19 protein-coding genes and 2 riboswitches are annotated in these 21468 nt (G+C 36.8%); of the genes, 14 read left to right on the top strand and 5 right to left on the bottom strand.

What is annotated here, in order from left to right; genetic code table 11:
• Window positions 1–27 precede the first annotated feature (27 nt).
• Entirely contained in the window at window positions 28–1092 is a 1065-nt protein-coding gene (locus tag CS937_RS07115) for a lactonase family protein (RefSeq protein ID WP_099157731.1), read from the top strand.
• A gap of 148 nt (window positions 1093–1240) precedes the next feature.
• Here the strand turns inward: CS937_RS07115 and CS937_RS07110 are convergent, their stop codons facing one another.
• From CS937_RS07110 to CS937_RS07100, 3 genes are read right to left on the bottom strand one after another with little or no spacing between them, the layout of a single operon-like run.
• A complete protein-coding gene (locus tag CS937_RS07110) occupies window positions 1241–1738 on the bottom strand; it encodes a hypothetical protein (RefSeq protein WP_176555776.1) in 498 nt (165 codons plus the stop codon).
• A 9-nt stretch (window positions 1739–1747) separates the two neighbouring features.
• The gene (locus CS937_RS07105) at window positions 1748–2755 is read right to left on the bottom strand and encodes a DUF3231 family protein (RefSeq protein ID WP_099157730.1); all 1008 of its coding nucleotides are present in this window, start codon (window positions 2753–2755) and stop codon (window positions 1748–1750) included.
• Between the two features lie 14 nt (window positions 2756–2769).
• Entirely contained in the window at window positions 2770–3777 is a 1008-nt protein-coding gene (locus CS937_RS07100) for a DUF3231 family protein (protein ID WP_176555775.1), read from the bottom strand.
• Between the two features lie 158 nt (window positions 3778–3935).
• On the opposite strand from CS937_RS07100, the gene CS937_RS07095 reads away from it, so the two are divergent.
• From CS937_RS07095 to CS937_RS07055, 10 genes are all read left to right on the top strand, one after another.
• A complete protein-coding gene (locus CS937_RS07095; RefSeq protein ID WP_099157728.1) occupies window positions 3936–5510 on the top strand; it encodes a spore germination protein in 1575 nt (524 codons plus the stop codon).
• Window positions 5507–6613 carry a GerAB/ArcD/ProY family transporter gene (locus CS937_RS07090; protein WP_099157727.1) on the top strand — a complete coding sequence of 369 codons (1107 nt, stop codon included), beginning with the start codon at window positions 5507–5509 and terminating at the stop codon, window positions 6611–6613. The genes CS937_RS07095 and CS937_RS07090 overlap by 4 nt, the downstream gene beginning before the upstream one ends.
• Window positions 6606–7790: a Ger(x)C family spore germination protein gene (locus CS937_RS07085; RefSeq protein ID WP_099157726.1), complete on the top strand. Its 1185-nt coding sequence runs from the start codon at window positions 6606–6608 to the stop codon at window positions 7788–7790. The genes CS937_RS07090 and CS937_RS07085 overlap by 8 nt, the downstream gene beginning before the upstream one ends.
• Window positions 7790–7954 (top strand): hypothetical protein, encoded by a 165-nt coding sequence (locus tag CS937_RS19415; RefSeq protein ID WP_176555774.1) that lies wholly within the window; start codon window positions 7790–7792, stop codon window positions 7952–7954. The genes CS937_RS07085 and CS937_RS19415 overlap by 1 nt, the downstream gene beginning before the upstream one ends.
• Window positions 7955–8187: 233 nt before the next feature.
• Entirely contained in the window at window positions 8188–9150 is a 963-nt protein-coding gene (locus CS937_RS07080; RefSeq protein ID WP_099157725.1) for an AAA family ATPase, read from the top strand.
• Complete coding sequence (locus CS937_RS07075; protein ID WP_099157724.1) at window positions 9150–10418, top strand: DUF58 domain-containing protein; 1269 nt, start codon at window positions 9150–9152, stop codon at window positions 10416–10418. Before CS937_RS07080 ends, CS937_RS07075 begins: the two co-directional genes overlap by 1 nt.
• Window positions 10419–10588: 170 nt before the next feature.
• Entirely contained in the window at window positions 10589–12616 is a 2028-nt protein-coding gene (locus tag CS937_RS07070; RefSeq protein WP_245835710.1) for a DUF4129 domain-containing transglutaminase family protein, read from the top strand.
• A gap of 75 nt (window positions 12617–12691) precedes the next feature.
• Window positions 12692–12793, top strand: a riboswitch (purine riboswitch).
• 114 nt (window positions 12794–12907) lie between these two features.
• Window positions 12908–14446 carry a glutamine-hydrolyzing GMP synthase gene (gene guaA, locus CS937_RS07065; protein ID WP_099157722.1) on the top strand — a complete coding sequence of 513 codons (1539 nt, stop codon included), beginning with the start codon at window positions 12908–12910 and terminating at the stop codon, window positions 14444–14446.
• An 89-nt stretch (window positions 14447–14535) separates the two neighbouring features.
• Window positions 14536–14637, top strand: a riboswitch (purine riboswitch).
• Window positions 14638–14789: 152 nt separating this feature from the next.
• Window positions 14790–16124 (top strand): NCS2 family permease, encoded by a 1335-nt coding sequence (locus CS937_RS07060; protein WP_099157811.1) that lies wholly within the window; start codon window positions 14790–14792, stop codon window positions 16122–16124.
• A 169-nt stretch (window positions 16125–16293) separates the two neighbouring features.
• The gene (locus CS937_RS07055; protein WP_099157721.1) at window positions 16294–17667 is read left to right on the top strand and encodes a DUF2254 domain-containing protein; all 1374 of its coding nucleotides are present in this window, start codon (window positions 16294–16296) and stop codon (window positions 17665–17667) included.
• Window positions 17668–17749: 82 nt separating this feature from the next.
• Here the strand turns inward: CS937_RS07055 and CS937_RS07050 are convergent, their stop codons facing one another.
• Window positions 17750–18928, bottom strand: a complete 1179-nt coding sequence (locus CS937_RS07050; RefSeq protein ID WP_099157720.1) for an MFS transporter — start codon at window positions 18926–18928, stop codon at window positions 17750–17752.
• A 133-nt stretch (window positions 18929–19061) separates the two neighbouring features.
• Complete coding sequence (msrA, locus tag CS937_RS07045) at window positions 19062–19592, bottom strand: peptide-methionine (S)-S-oxide reductase MsrA (RefSeq protein WP_281251882.1); 531 nt, start codon at window positions 19590–19592, stop codon at window positions 19062–19064.
• A 106-nt stretch (window positions 19593–19698) separates the two neighbouring features.
• Here msrA and CS937_RS07040 point away from each other — a divergent pair, with 106 nt between their 5' ends.
• From CS937_RS07040 to CS937_RS07030, 3 genes are all read left to right on the top strand, one after another.
• Window positions 19699–20409: an MOSC domain-containing protein gene (locus tag CS937_RS07040; protein ID WP_245835709.1), complete on the top strand. Its 711-nt coding sequence runs from the start codon at window positions 19699–19701 to the stop codon at window positions 20407–20409.
• A 283-nt stretch (window positions 20410–20692) separates the two neighbouring features.
• On the top strand, window positions 20693–20914 hold the full coding sequence (locus tag CS937_RS07035; protein WP_099157717.1) for a DUF1659 domain-containing protein: 222 nt from the start codon (window positions 20693–20695) through the stop codon (window positions 20912–20914).
• Window positions 20915–20950: 36 nt separating this feature from the next.
• Window positions 20951–21166 (top strand): DUF2922 domain-containing protein, encoded by a 216-nt coding sequence (locus tag CS937_RS07030; RefSeq protein WP_099157716.1) that lies wholly within the window; start codon window positions 20951–20953, stop codon window positions 21164–21166.
• Window positions 21167–21468: the final 302 nt, after the last annotated feature.

Raw genomic sequence — 21468 nt, 5'->3', positions numbered from 1 at the left:
TATTGAGGAAAGGAAAGGAGTCTACACATGAGTAAATCCAGCAATGCGTTTATCGGTTATATTGGAACATACACAAAAGGGGACAGTACGGGAATCTACACATTCACTTTAGATACGGAGGTACCCCAAATTCTGAATGTAAAGAATGCAGCCCATTTAGATAACCCTACATATTTAGCCATTAGTCAAGACAACAGTTATCTCTATTCTGTCAGAAAAGAAGGTGAATTAGGTGGTATAGCAGCTTATTCAATTAACAGCGAAACAGGAGAGTTAAAACATCTTAACAGCCAACTAGTAGAGGGGACATCCCCTTGTCATATTAGTGTTGATAGTGAAAATGGTCATATCGTTACAGCTAATTACCATAAAAGTACCGTTGAGTTATACAAAATAAATAAAGAAAATCGACTGGTTGCACCTGCATCATCCATTATTGAACATACTGGTTCTGGTCCTCACAAAGAAAGGCAAGAAAAACCTCACCCCCATTATTCAAGGTTTACTCCTGATGAGAAATTTGTTTCTGTTATCGATTTAGGTATCGATAAACTTATTACATATGAAGTAAATAACGGGATTTTAAAGGAAGTGAGTAGCTTATCTGTCAACCCGGGTAGTGGTCCGAGACATCTTGCGTTTCATCCTAATGGAAAATACGCCTATCTAATGACGGAGCTTAGTTCAGAAGTGATTACGCTATCCTACAACAGTAATAATGGCAGTTTTATAGATATTCAATCCATTTCTACCATTCCAGAAGACTTTACGGAAAATAATCAAGGCAGTGCTATTCATGTATCATCCGATGGTTGTTTTGTGTACGTATCAAATCGGGGACATAATAGCATAGCTGCATTTGGAGTCGAACAAGAATCGGGGGTGTTGACATTTATTGAGCATACACCTACAGAAGGCAATTGGCCACGGGATTTTACGTTAGACCCTACTGGAAGATTCCTTATCGTATCCAATCAAGAATCCAGCAATCTTGTATTATTTTCAAGAGATGACTCTACTGGAAAGTTAACATTAGTACAATCCGATATATCCGTTCCTTATCCAGTATGTGTCAAGTTTTTAAACGTTTAGAAATGATATTATATTAAAAACAGATTATCATTAATCTATGTATTATAGTTTATAAATAAATTTATCTAAAATAAGTTGTATACAAAATCAAACGTAAAGACACATTTTTTCTAACTGTGGTCTTTACGTTTGCTGATAATTAGAAATCTTATTCCATTGCACGGGACTTTTCACCACCAAACTTCAACATTATCCTCCTAACAATCGCTCCGACACATATTCCTATTGGTAAAAATAAAATTGGTAGCCACATTGGACCGATCAGTTGGCCGAATAGTTTAAGTTTAGGTGAAAATATCAAACCCACTGTTACAAAGTATGCAGAGAATACAAATGGCATGTATGCGTAAGGCTTTTTTCCACCTCCAGCATCCTTGTAGGCGTCCCATATTGAAAAAAAGTATAAACATGGATAAAACATAAGCCAAGGATAATTTGTTTGTTCAATAGCTTTTGAAATATCACCAAGAAAGCTGAAAATAATAATCTGGTTAAAGTTTGCAAAAACATTTACAGCAAATTCTGCGATTATTAAAATAATACCTTTTACATATTTCGAATTTAATAATTGCCCAAACCCTGGAAAAGCAATACTCCATAGCATTAATTCTAATGGATCTTTAATTTTTTCTGTTTTTTTCATCATATATCCACCTTATTTCGCCAAATTTTTTCTATCTGCAGCAATTGGTGGCTGTTCCATCCATCCATTATTAATTAATATGTGTGCTCCCTGGTTGGAATATTTGGCAATTTCCGCTATTAATCGGGTATAGTGAACGCCTAAATCATGTCTTGGGCTGAGCGACATGGACGTACCATATTGCCCCATACCGGAAGCAATAAGTGTTGTAATAAGAAACATCATCAGTTTATCTGAGAAAGGGGGGGTTGTTGAATTCGTTACTTCTGATGTTAATATGCGAGCACCATCAGAAATATAGTCGTCACGTAATATAGAAGTAAATATGTCCAATTGTTTTGACGAAATATCTCTACCTTTTTCAAAATACTTTCTTACTTCCTTTGAGCCTGCTACTTGTGAAAAACCGGTAATAATTGCTTGACCTAGTGCATTGCGTCTTGCATTCAATACAAGAGCTGTGATTTCAACACCAAGTAGCGGTCTGCGATCTCCAAACCACCCTGTCAAAAATCTGTCATTTGTCACAAAATCAATTTGCTTCGCTTTAGGGATTTGTGGATAACGCACATAAAGTCTTTGTTCTTTTGCTATTTCCTTTATTTTCTTATTCATTTCATGTGATTCTTTTAATGCATCTGAATAAAAGTGGATAATATCATCTCGTTCCACTTGTGATAACGCAAGTCCGTATATTGCCATATGGAATCCGCCCATTTGCAGCATCAATTCAACATAAATCCTGTCTGAAAAAAGGCGTGGTGCGTCCAAATTAACATCCTTTTCTAAAAAACCTTGTGGAACTGGATAGTTTTCATTGTTAAAAATTTGAGTTAACTTCTTTTTGTGTTGCTCTGAAATAGATAACATCTGTCCCAGTATTGACTGTACGTCCTCGTTATTTACGTGCTTTAAAAAATATCGCAAACCGCAAATTAACATTGTGTCATTTTGATAAGAAGTCCAAAGACTGGAAATTTCCGATGCAGTAAGTTCTGTTTGTTGTTCATTGTTTTCCATAAAGTACACTTCCCTTACCCTTTAGATTTTGCCAATTCATCCCGGTCAACCATTCGAGGTGGTTCCTCTAACCAGCCGTTGTCAATCATAATGTTGGAACCATCTTCCGAATACAGTGCAATCTCTCCACTAAGCCGTGTATAGTGGGTTACGAGATCTCGTCTTGGATTTGCGGTAATACTCATACCGTAGAAACTGATTCCTAGGCTGATCATCCCAGTAACATGAGCCATCATTAATTTATCAGAAAAGGGTGCAAACGTAGCAGCATTGGTTACCATTGAATCTGACCACATTGGAACAGGTACTTGACTGTCCTTCAATATGGAGGTAAATACATTTACATGTTTTTTGGCTATTTCGACGCCCCTGACAATATAATCTCTTATTTCCTTGGATTTTGTTACTTGACTGAATCCTGTTAACGTTGCAATTCCCAAACTATTTCGTTGTATATTGGAAAATAAGAAGGCAATTTCGATTGCAGTTAATGGTCTTTTTTCGCCAAACCATCCTGTCAAAAAACTTTGCTTCTTAACGTAGTCGACTTTATCCGGTGTAGGGATATAAGGGGGGCGTATATACAATCCTTTTGTTAATGAAACAAGCAAAGCTTTCTGATGAAGTTTGTTATAATCACGATAACCTTCCGAGAAAAATAAATAAATGTCTTCACGTGTGGAAAGGGATAAAGATTGTGTAAATGCAAACATACCAAGCGACCCTTGCTGGAGTGTATATTGTAACATGTAATTGTCAGAATATAATCGTGGTGCATCAAGAGATACATCTTGATCATTAAAGCCATTTGGGACAGGTTTTCCCTCTTTTTCAAAGATTCGAGTAAGTTGTTCTAAATGAGATTGTGTTAACGAAAGCGCATCCTGAATAACTGGTCTTATCTCCTCATCCTCAACTATTTTATTAAAATATCTAAGCACAGTAGATGTTATGCTTGCGTTCTGATATGCTCCCCATATTTGTGAGATCTCCGAAGCAGTTAGACTTATATTTTGGTCCATTTGAATCATTTTCCTCCTTTTTACATTCCTGTGTTTCCTTAGTTTGTCGAATCCTTCTTGTTATATACACTTTTTATCCGGTTTTTACTTTCGTATAAAATCGCTTCAAATAGGGAAACAAAAGGGAGACAACATATTGTCCGAATGAGGGGGATTAAATGGTACGGGGTTCATTTTTTAAACGGAATAAGGACAAAAAGGATAAAAAACAGGAGAAAACGAATAACGAACAAGAGAATTTTTCTATTGAGATAGGTAAAGATTTAGAGAAGAACCTGGATAACATTCGGAAAATGTTAGATAAGCCAAATGACTTAATAATACGAGAGTTTACGATACGACATAGCGATCATAAAGGAGCTCTTGTCTTTATTGATGGTTTGGTAGATAAGGATGTCATAAACAATAGAATTTTACTACGGTTGCAAAGGGTAAATGAAAGAAGAGATTTACCTAGTAGTGATAGCAAGCTATTTGATATTATATACCGGGAAATTATATCAGTTAGTGACATTCAAAGGTCAAAAACATTGGATGATGTGTCAAACGCCATTCTCTATGGAGGTACGGCGTTTTATTTAGATGGTATTGATGATGTGCTCATAATGGATACGAAAGGCTGGGAAAGTCGGTCAATAGAAGAACCGATGACAGAACCGGTTATTCGTGGTCCAAGGGAAGGATTTGTAGAAAATTTACGAACGAATATGGTACTTATTAGACGTCATATTCAAGATCCAAATCTGCGTTTTAAAACACATCAGATTGGTAGACGTTCCAAAAGAAATCTCGTAGTAACGTATATAGACGGTATTACCCATCCTGATCTTTTAAAAGAAATTAACCGTCGTTTAAAAACAATTGATATGGATGACGCTCCGGAATCAGGCTATATCGAACAATGGATTGAGGACAGTTTTCTATCTCCATTCCCGCAATTTTTGAATACGGAAAGACCCGATAGAGTTGCTTTTTCATTATTGGAAGGAAAAGTAGCTATTTTGTTAGATGGAACCCCATTTGTCTTGATTGCGCCTATCAGCATAGGTAATGCTTTACAATCTCCTGAGGACTATTATGAGCGCTGGACAATTGGTACATTACTAAGATCATTACGATATCTTGCGGCATTTATCGCGATATTTGCACCTGCATTGTATATTGCGCTCGTTTCGTTTCATCAGGGGATGATTCCATCAAAGCTTGCTTTTTCCATTGCAGCAACAAGGGATGGGGTGCCATTTCCCGCATTTGTTGAAGCTTTTCTGATGGGGGTGACAATGGAATTATTGCGTGAGGCGGGTGCTAGGTTGCCGAAAACAATTGGTCAAACGATTGGTATCGTTGGTGGTTTGGTTATTGGTGATGCGGCAGTACAGGCTGGTGTTGTTAGTCCAATCATGGTAATCGTAGTTGCACTTACTGCGATAGCTTCTTTTTCGTTACCAGCGTATAGTGTTGCTATTTCGTTTCGATTAATCCGGTTTGGCTTTATGTTCGCTGCGGCCATTTTTGGTTTATACGGGATTATTATTGCGTATATCATGGTTAACATTCATATTGTAAACCTAAAAAGTATCGGAGTACCTTATTCAGCACCGTTTGCACCTAGCTTTTTCAGTGATTGGAAGGACCTTGTTTTACGGGCGCCAATTCAAGTATTGACGAAACGACCAACGTATTTAAAGACAACTGACCCTGAATCAGCAAATAAAGGGGGACAAAAGACGTGAAATGGTTTGAGTATGGGGATGAAAAAATTAGTGAACGAGAAATTATGATTGCTATTCCTTCCATGGTAATCGGTGTAGGAATCCTTTCGTTACCAAGAGGAGTTGCAGCAGCAACTACAGGTTCTGATGGCTGGATCACAGTTCTAGTTAGCGGTATTGTTATTATTTTTCTCACATGGATGACCGCTAAGTTAGCATCTAGTTTCCCAAATAAATCATTTCTTTCCTATAGCACCCTTATCGTGACTAAACCGATAGCAGTTATATTAACTTTCCTGTTTGCTGTCACATCATTAATGATTACCGCTTATGAGGTGCGGGAAATCTCGGATATAGCAAAGCAATATTTGTTTGATCGTACACCTGTTGCAGTAATTGCCTTGTCTTTTTTGTTAGTTGTTGTTTATGCTGTATCAGGTTCAAGGGCTGGGATATTCCGGTTAAATATGATGTTTTTACCGATTATTCTTTTTATTACGTTGTCTGTATTTGTTTTTAATTTAGGTTGGTTTAAATTGTCTAATTTAATGCCCTTTTTTCAAACTAGCTTTACTGGGTATGCTAAGGGCATTAGTACTGGTATTACATCCTATATGGGTTTTGGCATTATCTTGTTTTATGTGTCCCTAGTCGAAAAACCGGAAAAAACACCAAAATATGCGGTGATGGGGATGTGTATACCTGTTGTTGCTTATATCTTACTTTTTGTAACATGTATCGGAGTGTTTGGTCATTCTGTTGCATCTAATCTTTTATTTCCAACAATTGAATTAGCGAAGGAAGTGGATATCCCAGGTGGTTTTTTTGAACGGTTTGAATCCGTTTTCTTTGTGATTTGGATTATGGCAATTTTTAATACAACTGTCATGGCATTTGATGTTGCTGTTCTAGCGTTGAGTTCTATTTTCAAAAACAGGGCGAAAATGACACTAATGCTTTTTTTAACTCCGCTCGTTTACGCGGTTGCAATGTACCCTGAAGACCTGACTGAAGTAGATACATTTGGGAAGATAATAGGTTATATAACAGCTTTTGTCACCATATCTATCACTGTATTATTAACGGTAATTGCAAAATTAAGGAGAGTGAGACAGGTTGATTAGACGTAAAATTTGTTTCCTCATCTCTAGTGTGATTCTTTTTTTATTAACGGGTTGTTGGGATCAAGTGGATATTGAAGAGCGTGGCTTCGTAGTTGGAGCAGGTATTGATCTAATGGATAAAAAACAAAATGGTGAATATCAAATAAAATTGACGAATCAGTTCGTTGTACCATCAAGTTTAGGGACACCGGCACAAGGTGGGGGTGAATCTAAAGCATTTTCAAATATATCTGCAACAGGCGAAAGTATGTACGCAATTGATCAGGAAATGGCACAGCTTACGAGTCGTTCCCCTTTTTTCGAACACTTAAAGATTATTGTCATTTCTAAAGATGTCGCAGAAATTCCAAATTTGTTTGCCGAAATGATGGACATTTTTCTTCGTGATCCGGAAATGCGAAGAGGAATAAAAGTATTAATATCAGATGGGGATGCGAAAGATATACTTGATGTCAAACCTGAAAATGAAAAACTCACTGCAATATATATCGAGTCAATTATGGAAAATAGCTTTAAAATAGCTTCTGTATTAGAACCAGTTAGGATTGGGGCAGTGCATGCACATCTATTAGATCAAAATAGTTATGTGATTCCCAAAATTGCTGCTATCGAGAAGGGCCTTCGCTACGAGGGGGCAGCTGTCTTTCATGGGTATGATAATAAAATGATTGGAGAGCTTGATGGGGATGAAACGAAAGGTTTTAATCTAATTACCGGTAATTCAAAAAAAGGGACATTAAAAATTAAATTGGATGAAGAAATTATAGCCTACGAGCTAGAGGAAGTGAAAAGCGAGATAAGGGTGGATACAAAAGCTAAGGATAATATAACGATCTCCGTAAAAATAAATGTTGAAGGTTCGATTGCGGAAACGTTTGGAACGCAAAGTCTTTTAAAAAAGAAAAACTTAACTGAAATTCAAAAACAAGTGGAGAAAGAAATAGAAAAAATAGCTAATCACACGATAAAAAAAGCACAAGAAGAATTAAGGGCGGACGTGCTTGGGATTGGAAATATATTAAAGCAAAGGCATTATGAATTTTGGCAAACGGTAAAGAATGAATGGGATCATGGTGAAAACTATTTTGCTAAGAGTAAATTTAACGTTTCAGCAAATGCCAAAGTTCGTGCAACAGGTTCAACAAATCAAACCAAAAACCAGTGGAGTGATAGGTGATGTGGGATAAATATATGGGGGGATTGGCCGATTCATTAGTAATTTTTTGTACCGTATTAGCGTTTTTAATACCATTTACTATTTATAAACTAAATAGGAAGTTGCACGGTTTTGGTGATCCGCCTTGGAAAAAGGATGAGAAAGGTGTAGATGAAAACACGTAATTAGTTATAGATCACAACCGTTTTATGATTTAGATAGTTTTTAGAAAAGGAGTGGTTGGAATTTCGGTCTCTCCTTTTCAAATCCTAAGTATAAAATCATGCTATTCAACAAATACTAGATTTAAAATAGTTTTAATTATCTAAAACTACATATTATTGTGCTTTTACTTACTAGGACATTTTTAGTATAGTTAATAATGTGGATATTAGCTGAATCAGGAAGGAGATTTCGGATGATGCAAGAGACGATTGTTTATAATGAGAGTATTGAAAAGGTACTAACAAATATAAGTAAAGTAATGATTGGCAAAGAAGATGTGGCAACACTCAGTTTAGTGGCGTTATTAGCACAAGGTCATGTTTTATTGGAGGATGTTCCTGGGGTGGGTAAGACAATGCTCGTCCGGACATTAGCCAAATCATTAGATTGTGATTTTAGAAGAATTCAATTCACCCCTGATTTACTGCCATCGGACGTTACTGGAATCTCCATCTATAATCCAAAAGAACTAGAATTTGAGTTTCGTGGAGGACCCATTCTCGGAAATATTGTACTGGCGGATGAAATTAATCGTACTTCTCCAAAAACACAATCAGCATTACTGGAGGGTATGGAAGAAAAGAATGTCACGGTTGATGGAAACACAATTCCACTAAAGCAGCCATTCTTTGTCATGGCAACACAAAATCCGATTGAATATGAAGGTACGTACCCTCTACCAGAGGCACAGCTTGATCGGTTTATTCTAAAATTAAAGATGGGCTACCCCTCATTGCAGCAAGAATTAATGATTTTAGAACGAACTGCTAAGGACCATCCAATTGAACAAATTTCAGCCGTGATAGACAAAGATGAATTAGTCAACATCCAAGAACAAGTAAAAAGTGTATACATTGATAAAAATGTCCAGCATTACATTGTAAATTTAACATCAGGAACACGAAGACATCCAGCAATTTATCTTGGGGTTAGTCCAAGGGGATCAATGGCTTTAATGAAAGCGGCAAAGGCATATGCGTATATTCATGCCCGCGATTATGTAATACCGGATGATGTGAAGTATTTGGCGCCTTTTGTTCTTTCGCATCGGATTATTTTAACTTCTGAAGCAAAATATGATGGATTATCAACTGAACAGGTTATTCATTCAGTTATTAAAAATACAAATATCCCGATACGAAAGGAATTTCGTTAATGAATGGCACAATGCGATTTATTGGCAAGCTCATTTTTATCGTAATTTTGCTGCTACTACTTTTTTCATTTGCGATGTTCCAAGGCGGATTTGTAAGCTGGTTTTTATTTTTTGGCTATCTACCAATCTTTCTTTATCATTTTGGACTACTCATTTACCCAATTAAGAAATGGGAGGTTACACGAAGCTTATCCCATCATGTCATCCGTGCGGGGGATAGTGTATCTGTGGCGGTTAGGGTTAAAAGGAAAGTACCATATCCATTATATTACTGTATTTGTGAGGAAATTTTCCCTAGTTCACTGAACAAGGTTGATGACCGTAAAGAAAAATACCGTTATTTGGATCAACCAGCAGAATTACAGGTTAATAGAATGATAAAGAAGGTTGTTTTTCCAGGGTTTCGTAAGGAGATTGAACTTCCATATCGAATTGAGCAAGTTCCTCGTGGTGAACACCAGCTACATGCGATTCGTATTAAAACAGGAGATGTATTCGGATTTATAAAAAAGGAACACGTTTTCCTTGTAGCGGACCAGCTTGTTGCATACCCAAATGAATGCCCAATTCATATGACGGAACGAATAAGTAGCTTTGAACAGGGGTCAATTTCATCTTATACATTAAATTTGAAAAACACTAATGTAGCAACAGGGATTCGTGAATATATGCCTGGTGACAAGTTTTCGTGGATAGATTGGAAACAAACCGCTAGAAAAAACTCCGTTATGACAAAAGAGTTTGAACAAGAAAAAAGCACGGATACAATGTTGATTTTGGATTGTTGTTATCATGAGGGGATTAATCCATTAGCCTTTGAAGCTGCAATTGAAGTCACCATTTCATTATTGGAGGCAATTCGAAAACAAGCATCACAAGTAGGGTTGGTATCTGTTGGTGAAGATGCTGTCTATTTTCCATTGCATCATGATCCAACCAAGAAAGAATGGATGAGACAACATTTAACACGGATTCAACCAAGTGGTAAACGACCTTTCGCTGTAAAACTAAAAGAGGAAACGATGAAGTTGTCGAGTGGTAATATTGTTATGATTATTACGACACTCCTGGATGACGCATTAAAGGAATCGTTACAACAGGTTAAACAACGATCTAAACGCGTTATCGTTATATTTATTCAGGCACATTCTTTAGTCTCGCAACAAGAATATTCTATCATCCAACAACTTCAGTTTGAAGGAGTAGCTGTCACAATGCTGACAGAGCAACAATTAGTACAAAATACGATTGAGGTGAATGTACTATGAATTTCGTGAGAGACAACAAAATTCCTTTACTATACACCTCAATTCTTTATTTATGCGGTTTTTTTCTGTTTTTAGAGTGGTTATATCCTCTTCAAGAGGTTACCGACACGAGTGACTTGAACGTTTTTATTTTGTTCACGGTATTTTGCTTTTTTATATCGATGCTACAAATGAAGTGGTGGTTTTCTTTTCTATTAAAAGGATTTGCTCTTGTTTTTATTATGAATAGTTTATTTATGACAACGTATCCTTTTCTAAGTAAGCTATGGTTTAAGTATATTTTCATGGAAATTTCTTTTAATATAAATGGATTATTTAATCAGGAGTGGTATGAGCTAACCCCATTGTTTCGTAGTTTCTTATTTTTGTTGCTTATATGGCTTATGAGCTATCTACTACACTATTGGTTTGTCATCATGAAACGTATATTTCTATTTGTTCTTTTTACAATAATATATTTGACTGTATTGGATACGTTCACTGTTTACGATGCTGATGGGGCTATTGTAAGAACATTTATTATCTCATTTGTGTCGTTAGGTATGGCTAACTTGTTTAAAGAGATCGATAGAGAGTCTATTCGTTTTGTATGGACAAAGAAATCATCGATATGGATTTTTCCTTTAATAGCTGTTGTATTATTTTCATCGCTTGTAGGCTATGCGGCACCAAAGTATGATCCGCAATGGCCGGACCCAGTGCCTTTTTTAAAAAGTGCTGCTGAAAATGCGGGAGGTTCAGATATCAGTTCTACCGTTCGCAGAGTAGGATATGGCGAGGATGATTCCAAGTTAGGTGGTTCGTTTGTCCAGGATTATACTCCTGTCTTTCAGGCAGCTGTTAAGGAAGAACATTATTGGCGTATAGAGACGAAAGACGTCTATACTGGGAAAGGTTGGAAAAGGTCTGCCGATCCCAACTATGAGACACAGGTTAATGGTTATATAGAGCTTGATACTTTTTCAGATAATGTTAAAACAGAAGAACATGATACCGTAATAGAATTTCAAGGCAATAATGTGATTGAGAAACTTATATATCCATATGGAATTAATCAAGTAGAAGCTAGGGAAGCAACATCGTTTTTACTAGATCAAAATTCGGGTGAAATTCGTACGCAAGTGAATAATGTCGATAGAGCTCTTGCTCAATATAGAATCACCTATGATATGCCATCTTTTGCTATAGATAAATTACGTAAAGTAAGTCTTGACGATCCGAGTGAGATAAATGACCAGTATACACAACTACCAGAAAATCTACCTGCAAGAATTGGTGAACTAGCGAAAGAGATTACAGCATCAGGCGATAATCGTTATGACAAAGTACGTGCAGTTGAAAATTATTTTGGACAAAATGGGTTTCAATATCAAACGAATGACGTCCCAATTCCCAAAGAAAATCAGGATTATGTGGACCAATTTTTATTCGAATCAAAGGTGGGTTATTGCGATAATTACTCCACTTCGATGGTTGTACTGTTACGAACTCTAGATATACCAGCAAGATGGGTTAAAGGATTTACTAGTGGTGAGAAGGTAGCGGAAAATATCGGTGGCACAGACGAATCGTATGATGTATACGAGGTGACAAATGCCAATGCCCATTCATGGGTGGAAGCATATTTCCCTGAGTATGGTTGGGTGCCATTTGAACCAACACAAGGATTTTCCAATTTAACTGACTTTGAAATTAACCTGGATAATGTTGACGAACAAGATGACACATTAGAGGCACCTGAACAAGAAAAACCAGAAAAGAAAATGGAAAAAGAGGAAGAAAAAGATACGGCACCTGTGGTTAAAAACAATACGATAGAGAAACTTGATATAAATTGGGGCTATGTTGCTATCGGATTTACTGTCTTTATCATCCTTGCATTTTTGCTGTATCGTAAAAGATATCATATAAAGGCAATTATATTATCAATGAGGTTCAGAAGTAAACATGATGCTAAGACGTATCAAGATGCCTATCATTACTTGTTACAATTATTGTCATATAATGGTTTGTCAAGAAACCCTAACCAAACGTTACGTGAATATGCTAAGCGGATTGATTCCAGGTACAGTTCAGATGAAATGGGACATTTAACCGATTATTATGAGCGAATGTTATATAATAATGAAATAAGCGAAACAGAAACAAAAAAACTCACACAATTATGGAAAAATTTAATCAAACGAATAATGGCTTGACCAAGTTAATGTAGGTTAGTAGAATTAGAAAGAGTAAAAGCGGATGCTTCCAAATTCGCCAACAATTAAAGTCAATTGAATAATTCATACGCCGTTCGTATATCCTCGATAATATGGTTCGAAAGTTTCTACCGGAGCGCCGTAAATGCTCTGACTATGAAGGCGGAATATCTGTATGGTTTGAATATAATTAACCTGGATTTCTGCCTTTTTGTATTTAGATGAGAATTTTATTTGTCTAGATTACATTTTAGGTAAGGAATTCAGGTTTTTTAATGGAGGAGAGAAGATATGGATACTAACAATGAAATGATTTTAGTACTAGACTTTGGTAGTCAATACAATCAGTTAATCACGAGAAGAATAAGGGAATTGGGTGTTTATAGTGAACTTCATTCACATAAACTGACTGCTGAAGCGATTAAGCGCATGAACCCTAAAGGTATTATTTTATCTGGTGGACCGCACAGTGTTTATGATGAAAATAGCTTTCGCTGCGATGAGGAAATTTTCGATTTAGACATTCCTATTTTAGGGATATGCTACGGTATGCAGCTTATGACCTTGCACTTTGGTGGAAAGGTTGAAAGAGCAAAAAATCGTGAATATGGAAAAGCGCTTATTGATCTTAGTCATGATGCATTTCTTTTTAAAGATACGCCAAAAAATCAAACCGTATGGATGAGTCATGGTGATAAAGTGATGGAGGAACCGACTTCATTTCAAATTGATGCAACCAGTCCGTCAACACCAATTGCTGCAATGAGTAATCCAAGCGAAAAATTATATGGTGTACAATTTCATCCAGAGGTGCGTCATTCAGAATATGGAAATCATCTGTTAAAGCAGTTTGTGTATGACGTATGTAAATGTGACGGGGATTGGACGATTGAGAACTTTATTGAAATGGAAGTTAAAAAAATTCAAGAAAAGGTTGGGGACCGGAAAGTATTGTGCGCATTAAGCGGTGGGGTTGACTCGTCTGTTGTTGCAGCACTTATTCATAAAGCAATTGGTGACCAACTGACATGTATTTTTGTTGATCATGGATTACTCCGTAAGAATGAAGCAGATGATGTAATGGAAACATTTGCTGATGATTTCCACATGAACATTATTAAAATTGATGCTAAAGATCGCTTCCTATCTAAGCTTACAGGTGTCGATGATCCGGAGAAGAAGCGGAAAATAATTGGTAATGAATTTATCTATGTGTTTGACGATGAGTCGGCAAAATTGAAGGATATAGATTTTCTGGCACAAGGAACCCTCTATACAGATATTATTGAAAGTGGTACTGAAACTGCACAAACAATTAAGTCCCATCATAATGTTGGTGGACTACCTGAAGATATGCAGTTTGAGTTGATTGAACCTTTAAACACATTATTTAAAGACGAAGTTCGAGAACTTGGTATTCAGCTTGGCATTCCTGAAAATATTGTCTGGCGCCAGCCGTTCCCGGGTCCGGGTTTAGCGATTCGAGTTTTAGGTGAAGTAACAGAAGAAAAACTGGAAATAGTTAGGGAGTCAGATGCAATTTTACGTGAAGAAATTGCTACAGCAGGATTAGATCGGGATATATGGCAATACTTCACCGTGCTTCCGGATATTCGCAGTGTCGGTGTAATGGGGGACGCACGGACATATGATTACACAATAGGAATTCGTGCTGTTACATCAATTGATGGAATGACATCTGATTGGGCACGTATCCCATGGGATATTTTGGAAAAGATTTCTACACGTATTGTCAATCAAGTAGAACATATTAACCGTGTTGTGTATGATGTAACCAGTAAGCCACCTGCTACGATTGAGTGGGAATAAAAACGAACATTATTAGTTAAAATGTAAATTTAGTTCGTATTTTGTTGACATATTATTTATCTAGTAGTACTATAGTATTGGAAATTGGCGAAAATCGAATAAATGTTACGCGTATAATTTCGGGGATATGGCCCATGAGTTTCTACCAGACTGCCGTAAATGGTCTGACTACGCAGATTACAGTAATGGTGAAAATGAGAGATCAACAGCTACTTACATTTTCTTTCCGATTACTTTTTCTTGCATAGTGAAGGTAGCACTCTTGGTATTCAATCAAGGGTGCTTTTATTTTTTAAAGAAAAGTGGTAAGACAAAGCTGTTTAAAGAAAAAGGAGGAGAAAACGTGAAGAAGTTTTTCCGATTTGATGAGTTAGGAACAAACTATCGAACAGAATTTATCGCAGGACTAACAACGTTCTTAGCAATGGCATATATTTTATTTGTTAATCCATCTACGCTCTCATTAGCTGGAATTGAAGATTTACCAGCTGGAGTTACTAGGATGGATGCAGACGCTGTCTTTGCTGCTACTGCAATCGCAGCAGCCGTCGGGTCATTGTTCATGGGTATTATTGCAAAATATCCTGTTGTGCTTGCTCCGGGTATGGGGTTAAATGCATTTTTCGCTTATACGGTTGTGCTTGGATACGGGATTCCCTGGGAAACAGCACTATCAGGTGTATTAGCTTCTGGACTTATTTTTATTGTATTAACATTATCAGGGCTTCGAGAAAAAATTATTAATGCGATTCCGGCTAATTTGAAAATGGCTGTAGGTGCAGGAATTGGTTTGTTTATAGCATTTATTGGTTTTCAGAGTGCTGGAATTATTGTTGGAAATGATGCAACATTGGTGGCGTTAGGTGATCTTACATCGCCTACAGTATTACTAGCGATATTTGGAATTATTGTTTCTGTTATCTTACTAAGCTTAAATGTAAAAGGTGGAATTTTTTATGGAATGGTTCTAACTGCTATTGTTGGAATCATTACTGGATTGATCACACCACCATCAGGAATTGATGGTATTGTTGGAGAAGTACCAAGCTTAGCTCCTACATTTGGTCAGGCGTTTGCTCATTTTGGTGACATTTTTTCAATTGAAATGCTTGTCGTCATTTTAACGTTTTTATTCGTAGACTTTTTTGATACAGCAGGAACGTTGGTAGCAGTTGCTACACAGGCTGGATTAATGAAAGATAATAAATTACCACGTGCAGGAAAGGCATTGTTCGCAGATTCTGCTGCAACTGTTGTTGGTTCAGTTGTTGGGACATCAACAACAACCTCTTATGTTGAGTCAACTGCTGGGGTTGGTGCAGGTGGTCGATCAGGATTTACCGCAGTTGTAGCTGCTGGATTATTCCTGCTAGCATTATTTTTCTCACCATTGCTAAGTGTTGTAACAGCAGAGGTAACCGCGCCAGCGTTGATTATCGTAGGGGTGTTAATGTCATCGTCCTTAAAAAACATTGATTGGGATAAATTTGAAATTGCTGTTCCAGCGTTTTTAACAATCGTTGCGATGCCATTAACGTATAGTATTGCTACTGGGATTGCTATGGGATTTATTTTTTATCCGATTACAATGATTATGAAGGGCCGTAGAAAAGAAATTAACGGCATTATGTATTTGTTGTTTGTAATATTTATTTTGTACTTTATTTTCTTGAGTTAAATAGGATCTCGATAAAATACTAGTGTGTTAGAAAGCACTAGTATTTTTTTACGGTATTAAATCTTAATATTTTGAATTATAGAAGTCGGAGAAAAGAGAGCTTTTTAAGTTAATTTATAGAATATACAGGGTATTAATAGAGAACAAATAACATCAGGATGTGGTATCAATGTATAAATTGCTTAATCTCCCTTTAATTATAAAAAGCTATAAAAGCATGTCTAAAAGAGAAAAATGGCATGAAATTTTTAGTAATCTTTGGGTTACGCCAACCATTTACCTCTTAATAACAATACCTCTAATTGCTATTACGGTATGGATAGATATAGGAATAAAGATAGGGAAAGGCATAGATTCTTTACTAACTGTAAACTATCAGCTGACAAAATCAATTTTAGCTACGCTTACTGGTGGAATTTTATCCTTAACATCATTTACCTTTTATGGTGTTATGGGAGCATTTTCAACTTTTTCCGTTCAGTTTTCTCCTAGGGTATTAAGTAATTTTATGCGACATAAATATACTCAACAGTCTTTGGGGATATTTAGTGGAAGTTTCCTTTATATGCTTTTTTGTCTATTTTTTATTAATGATGAGGCCACAGAGCAATATTGCATGATTCCTGTTACAGCTACTTTACTAGCAGCGGTAACATTAGGAACATTCGTGTTTTTTATTAATCATATCGTTAGTTGGATGCAAGTCACAAAAATGACAGGACAAATGAAGAAAGAATCAGTTTCGATTATTAAAAATTCACTTCTGACTGAAATTGAGCCTAACCGTATAAATAATATGTGTAAAATTAAGGATTACATTAAGGTAAAAAAGGGAGTAGAAATTGTATGCAATTGTTCAGGGTATTTACAAACAATAGATTATAATTCAATAATTCATGAAGCTAGAAAAGATGGTTTGGTAATTCAATCTGAATACAAAGTTGGCGAGTATGTTTATAGTTCGACCCCGCTCATAACTTATTGGAACGGAAATGAGGAGGACATCAATCAAGAAAAGTATTTAAACATGTTCCATATTGGAGAACAACAGAAAGAAATACAAGACATTGAATTCAGCATTAATAAATTTGTTGAGATTGCTATCCATGCACTAGGTAATGATGATCCCAAAACAGCTATTGGTACTATGTCTGAAATTGGTGATTTGCTTATCCATATCTCTAAGGAAGTAAATTTTACACCTTATTTAGGAGATGAAGATGGGAATCTGCGTTTGATATTAGAAGAACTGGAATTTGATGATTACTTATATATTGCTTTTGCATCAATTCGACATTATGCTAGGGAAAATGTAGTAGTTACCTTAGAACTTTTAGGGGTGCTAAATGGAATTGCAAAAGCAGTGTGCAGGCGAGATTATAAACCGATATGGGAATTCGTGGTATATACTACCAAGGGGTTTGAAAATAATTTTGTATATGAATTGGATAAACGAAAATTTTACAATGCTATCTATAATATCGCTGAAACTACCAATAATATTGATGCTTATCACAAGCTAATGGAGAAGGCACAAATCTAAATAGTTGCCTTGGTATCCATTGGAATTATGGAGATAATTTGATGGTACAAAAAAAGAGAACTTTCATTCGAGAAAGTTCTCTTTAAATTTGTTCACTTTTACGCTGTTGCACTTCCTTGCCATACGGTAATATATGATATAAAATCATTCCAACAGTCCCAATTAATGCACAGAATCCCATTATTCGATAAAGGGTATTTCCACCATAGGAGTCGATCAATGCGCCGCCTGTAAGGGATCCGATTATTCCAGAAACTCCAAAGAATACGGCAAAAAATACTAGATGTCCGGTAGACTGCAATAGTTTAGGAATTAATCTAGTAATATATTGAAATGCAGATAAGTAGAATATACCGAATGTTAAGCCATGTAATACTTGTAGTGCAATGATGTAACTTGGATCATCAACAGCAGAATAAATAAACCAACGCAAGCTGTAGAGAGCACCAGCTATAATAATAAATATTAATGTATGGAATTTTCTGAACCAAAATCGTGCAAAAGCAAATACTGCTGCTTCACTAATAACACCAACAAACCATGCTAAACCAATTAGACTCTCACTTCCACCAAGCTGTGCAATGTACAACCCAATAAAACTGTCATTCGCCCGGTGTGAAATGGTTAAAAACATAATGATTATTAAAAAGATGATGTACGGTCTATTGGTAAGTATTTTACTAATATCTTTTAGTTGGATAGGATCTGATTCAACTTTTACATCGGTTAAGCGGAATGCGACCAGTAATGCGATCGTTCCAAAGAACACGTATGGCCATATCATATATTGAACACCAATCTTAGAGAGAACTTCACCGACAATAAGGGAAGATGTAGCAAATCCAATTGATCCCCACATGCGAATGCCGCCAAAAGAAACGTTGAGATCATCTGCACGTCGTTGTGCTAAACTGTCTCCGAGTGCGCCAATCGGGGATGTGAAAAAGTAAAACACTGCTCCCATTAGGATGATTGCAATTAAACTACTCATTTGAAAGAAAAGCACACTACTAATGAGAAGACCAACGATACAGATTACTAGCATTCGCTTTACCGTCTTATATTTATCACTCATATATCCCCAAAAAGGCTGTGCAAATATGGAAGCAAGTGGTCCAACAGCTAGTACCCAACCAATCTCTGTGCCATTCAACCCCTTATGCTTTAGATATAATGGTAAAAAACTAATAATAATTGTGTTTGTCGCATGAAAACAAAACAATAGCATTTTTAATGGTGTTAATGATTCGTTATTTAGCAAATCACATTCTCCTAATCTCTGAACGACATTGAAAAGCATATTATACTATTATACTGTACTAAACCGAACAAACAAGAGGAAGAAGGAAGATATGAAAAAGAACTTCCAAATTGATGGAAGCTCTTTTAAGGTATTAGTTTTTCCAGACCTCTTCGATAAACTCGTCCCTGCCAGACTTAGCGCGGTCCTCTTTGTATTCTGTTTCATTTTTCTTGTAGAAATCCTGATGATAGTCCTCAGCAGGATAGAAAGTTACTGCAGGTACTATTTTTGTAACGATTGGCTTTTGAAACTTACCACTTTGTTCAAGCTCCTGCTTGGTAGCTTCAGCCAATTCTTTTTGATCTGTATCATGGTAAAAAATAGCTGTCCGATATGAATCGCCACGGTCTTGGAATTGTCCACCATCATCTGTTGGATCGATTTGCTGCCAATAGATTTTAAGAATATCACGGTAGGAAAAAACGGTTGGGTCATAGGTGATTTCAACTGCCTCATAATGACCAGTTTTACCTGTTTTAACATCCTCGTATGTTGGATTTTCTACATGGCCACCTGTATAGCCTGAGACTACACGATGAATTCCTTCCCACTGATCAAATGGTTTTACCATGCACCAAAAACATCCACCAGCAAATGTAGCTTTTTTTAATGTATTATCCACGCCCGATACCTCCATAATAATGTTCCTCTTACAATGTAACTGTATTTCAAGTAAAATAAGTGTAGAATTTTATTTACTATACCATAAGTTGAAAGGGGGAAGCACGGTGAATGCACCATACATTATAAAACTACTAACTGGAAAAGTTAAACAGGTCGGAAAACCTAATGCAACAAATCGGTTGGATAGGCAGTGGGAAAGTGGAATGTTTAAAGATTGTGCTGAGGGTAAAATATGGTTGGGGAAAACGGGACTATCTGGTGATGAAGTAGCAGATAAGAAAAACCACGGTGGCCCGGAAAAAGCGATATTTACGTATCCCGCAAAGCATTATGAATTTTGGAGAGGGAACCTCGATATGGAAACGATAGGAATCGGTGCAATGGGGGAGAACTTAGCTGTTGAATATATGGATGAACATTCGGTATGTATTGGTGATACGTATCAATTTGGAGATGCAGTTATTCAGGTGTCACAACCACGTCAACCATGCTGGAAACCAGCACGTCGCTTTCGCGTGATGGATTTCGCCTTAAGGATTCAACAGTCAGGTAGAACGGGTTGGTATTTTCGTGTATTGAAAGAGGCTTATGTCCAAGGAGAGGTGGAATTAACGTTATTAGAACGTCCATACCCACGATGGACAATCGCAAATTGTAATGATGTTATGCATGTGAAAAAGGATGATGTAAAGCTTACTGAGGAACTTGCTGCTTGTGAAGCTTTGGCGGAAAATTGGAAGCGTACTTTACATAAACGATTAAATGGTAAAAAGTCTTCGATTGAGAAGCGGATATATGGACCGAATAAAGATTAAGGTTAAAGGGTTTTCTGCAGTGCAGAGAGCCCTTTTTATATGAGGATATCAAGTTTATCACCCCGAGAGTGAAAATATCTCCCGTAGAGCTGGAATATCGTCCGGAGAGTGTAAACATCGTCCCGGGCGTAGTAACATCACCCCGAGAGCGAGAACATCATCCCGAGAGCGAGAACATCCCCCCGTCGGCACAATATTGTCAAAAGTATTTAAACTTATCATAAATGCATGCCACCTTTTCCTTCCTACCATTCGATAGTATTGGTGAAAGGAGGGGGAGAACATGGCAGTAGCAGAAAAATATAAATCTACGTTACAGTTAGTGCTTGATGAAGGTATTGATCCCGAATCTGGTAAACAAATTTTTAAATTAAAAAGCTTCAACAATGTAAAGACCGATGCAACAGCTGACCAATTATATACAATTGCACAAGCTGTTGCAGGTTTACAAGAGCGTCCGCTTTACAGTATTGAACGCGATGATAGCTTCGAAATTCAAGGCTAGTTTTTCAACAGTAAAATAAAGAAAGGAGGTTAGACGATGAAAAAGCTAGAGCTTAAGTTTTTGAATCAAGACGGGAAAACAGTCACATATTCACTGGAACAACCAGTTGAACCGGTCGATCCGGCCGCTGTGAAAGCTGCTATGGAAGAAATCATTACACAAAATGCTTTCACATCTTCAGGTGGGAATCTTGTATCAACAAAAAGTGCACGTATTGTGGAACGAAATGTAGTTGATATTGAACTAGCATAATAACTTGCAAACAGACCAGCGGCTTGGCAAATGTCTCGCCACTGGTTTTTTTAGTACAAAAGCACAAGCGCCGTTTAGCGACGTGTGTAGTGCGCCAGTGCAATACGGGAGGTTCGGTATTGCTACGTAAAGCGGGGTTTTAACAGAACATCCCTTCCGTAAGAGATAAAGGGAATACGATAAGTGTAGCGAATCGATGTTGATTTATCGTATGAAGGTGAGGGAACTTAAATCAGTCTCTGGACGTTGCTTACGCTGTTGATAGCTCCATAAAGCAAAAAACAAACGTTTTACTCTATTAT

The organism is Virgibacillus ndiopensis (genome assembly GCF_900187325.1).
GTDB lineage: Bacteria > Bacillota > Bacilli > Bacillales > Amphibacillaceae > Virgibacillus_E > Virgibacillus_E ndiopensis.
The sequence above is the reverse complement of the archived record's forward strand: the minus strand, read 5'-3'. Positions and strand labels throughout refer to the sequence as shown.

What these genes read in the sequence shown, in the direction of transcription:
- CS937_RS07035 (WP_099157717.1), top strand. Translation starts at nt 20,693, where the DNA reads ATGGCAGTAGCAGAAAAATATAAATCTACGTTACAGTTAGTGCTTGAT.
- CS937_RS07075 (WP_099157724.1), top strand. Translation starts at nt 9,150, where the DNA reads ATGAATGGCACAATGCGATTTATTGGCAAGCTCATTTTTATCGTAATT.
- CS937_RS07105 (WP_099157730.1), bottom strand. Translation starts at nt 2,755, where the DNA reads ATGGAAAACAATGAACAACAAACAGAACTTACTGCATCGGAAATTTCC.
- CS937_RS07030 (WP_099157716.1), top strand. Translation starts at nt 20,951, where the DNA reads ATGAAAAAGCTAGAGCTTAAGTTTTTGAATCAAGACGGGAAAACAGTC.
- CS937_RS19415 (WP_176555774.1), top strand. Translation starts at nt 7,790, where the DNA reads ATGTGGGATAAATATATGGGGGGATTGGCCGATTCATTAGTAATTTTT.
- guaA (WP_099157722.1), top strand. Translation starts at nt 12,908, where the DNA reads ATGGATACTAACAATGAAATGATTTTAGTACTAGACTTTGGTAGTCAA.
- CS937_RS07080 (WP_099157725.1), top strand. Translation starts at nt 8,188, where the DNA reads ATGATGCAAGAGACGATTGTTTATAATGAGAGTATTGAAAAGGTACTA.
- CS937_RS07100 (WP_176555775.1), bottom strand. Translation starts at nt 3,777, where the DNA reads ATGGACCAAAATATAAGTCTAACTGCTTCGGAGATCTCACAAATATGG.
- CS937_RS07055 (WP_099157721.1), top strand. Translation starts at nt 16,294, where the DNA reads ATGTATAAATTGCTTAATCTCCCTTTAATTATAAAAAGCTATAAAAGC.
- CS937_RS07070 (WP_245835710.1), top strand. Translation starts at nt 10,589, where the DNA reads ATGAAGTGGTGGTTTTCTTTTCTATTAAAAGGATTTGCTCTTGTTTTT.
- CS937_RS07115 (WP_099157731.1), top strand. Translation starts at nt 28, where the DNA reads ATGAGTAAATCCAGCAATGCGTTTATCGGTTATATTGGAACATACACA.
- CS937_RS07110 (WP_176555776.1), bottom strand. Translation starts at nt 1,738, where the DNA reads ATGATGAAAAAAACAGAAAAAATTAAAGATCCATTAGAATTAATGCTA.
- CS937_RS07095 (WP_099157728.1), top strand. Translation starts at nt 3,936, where the DNA reads ATGGTACGGGGTTCATTTTTTAAACGGAATAAGGACAAAAAGGATAAA.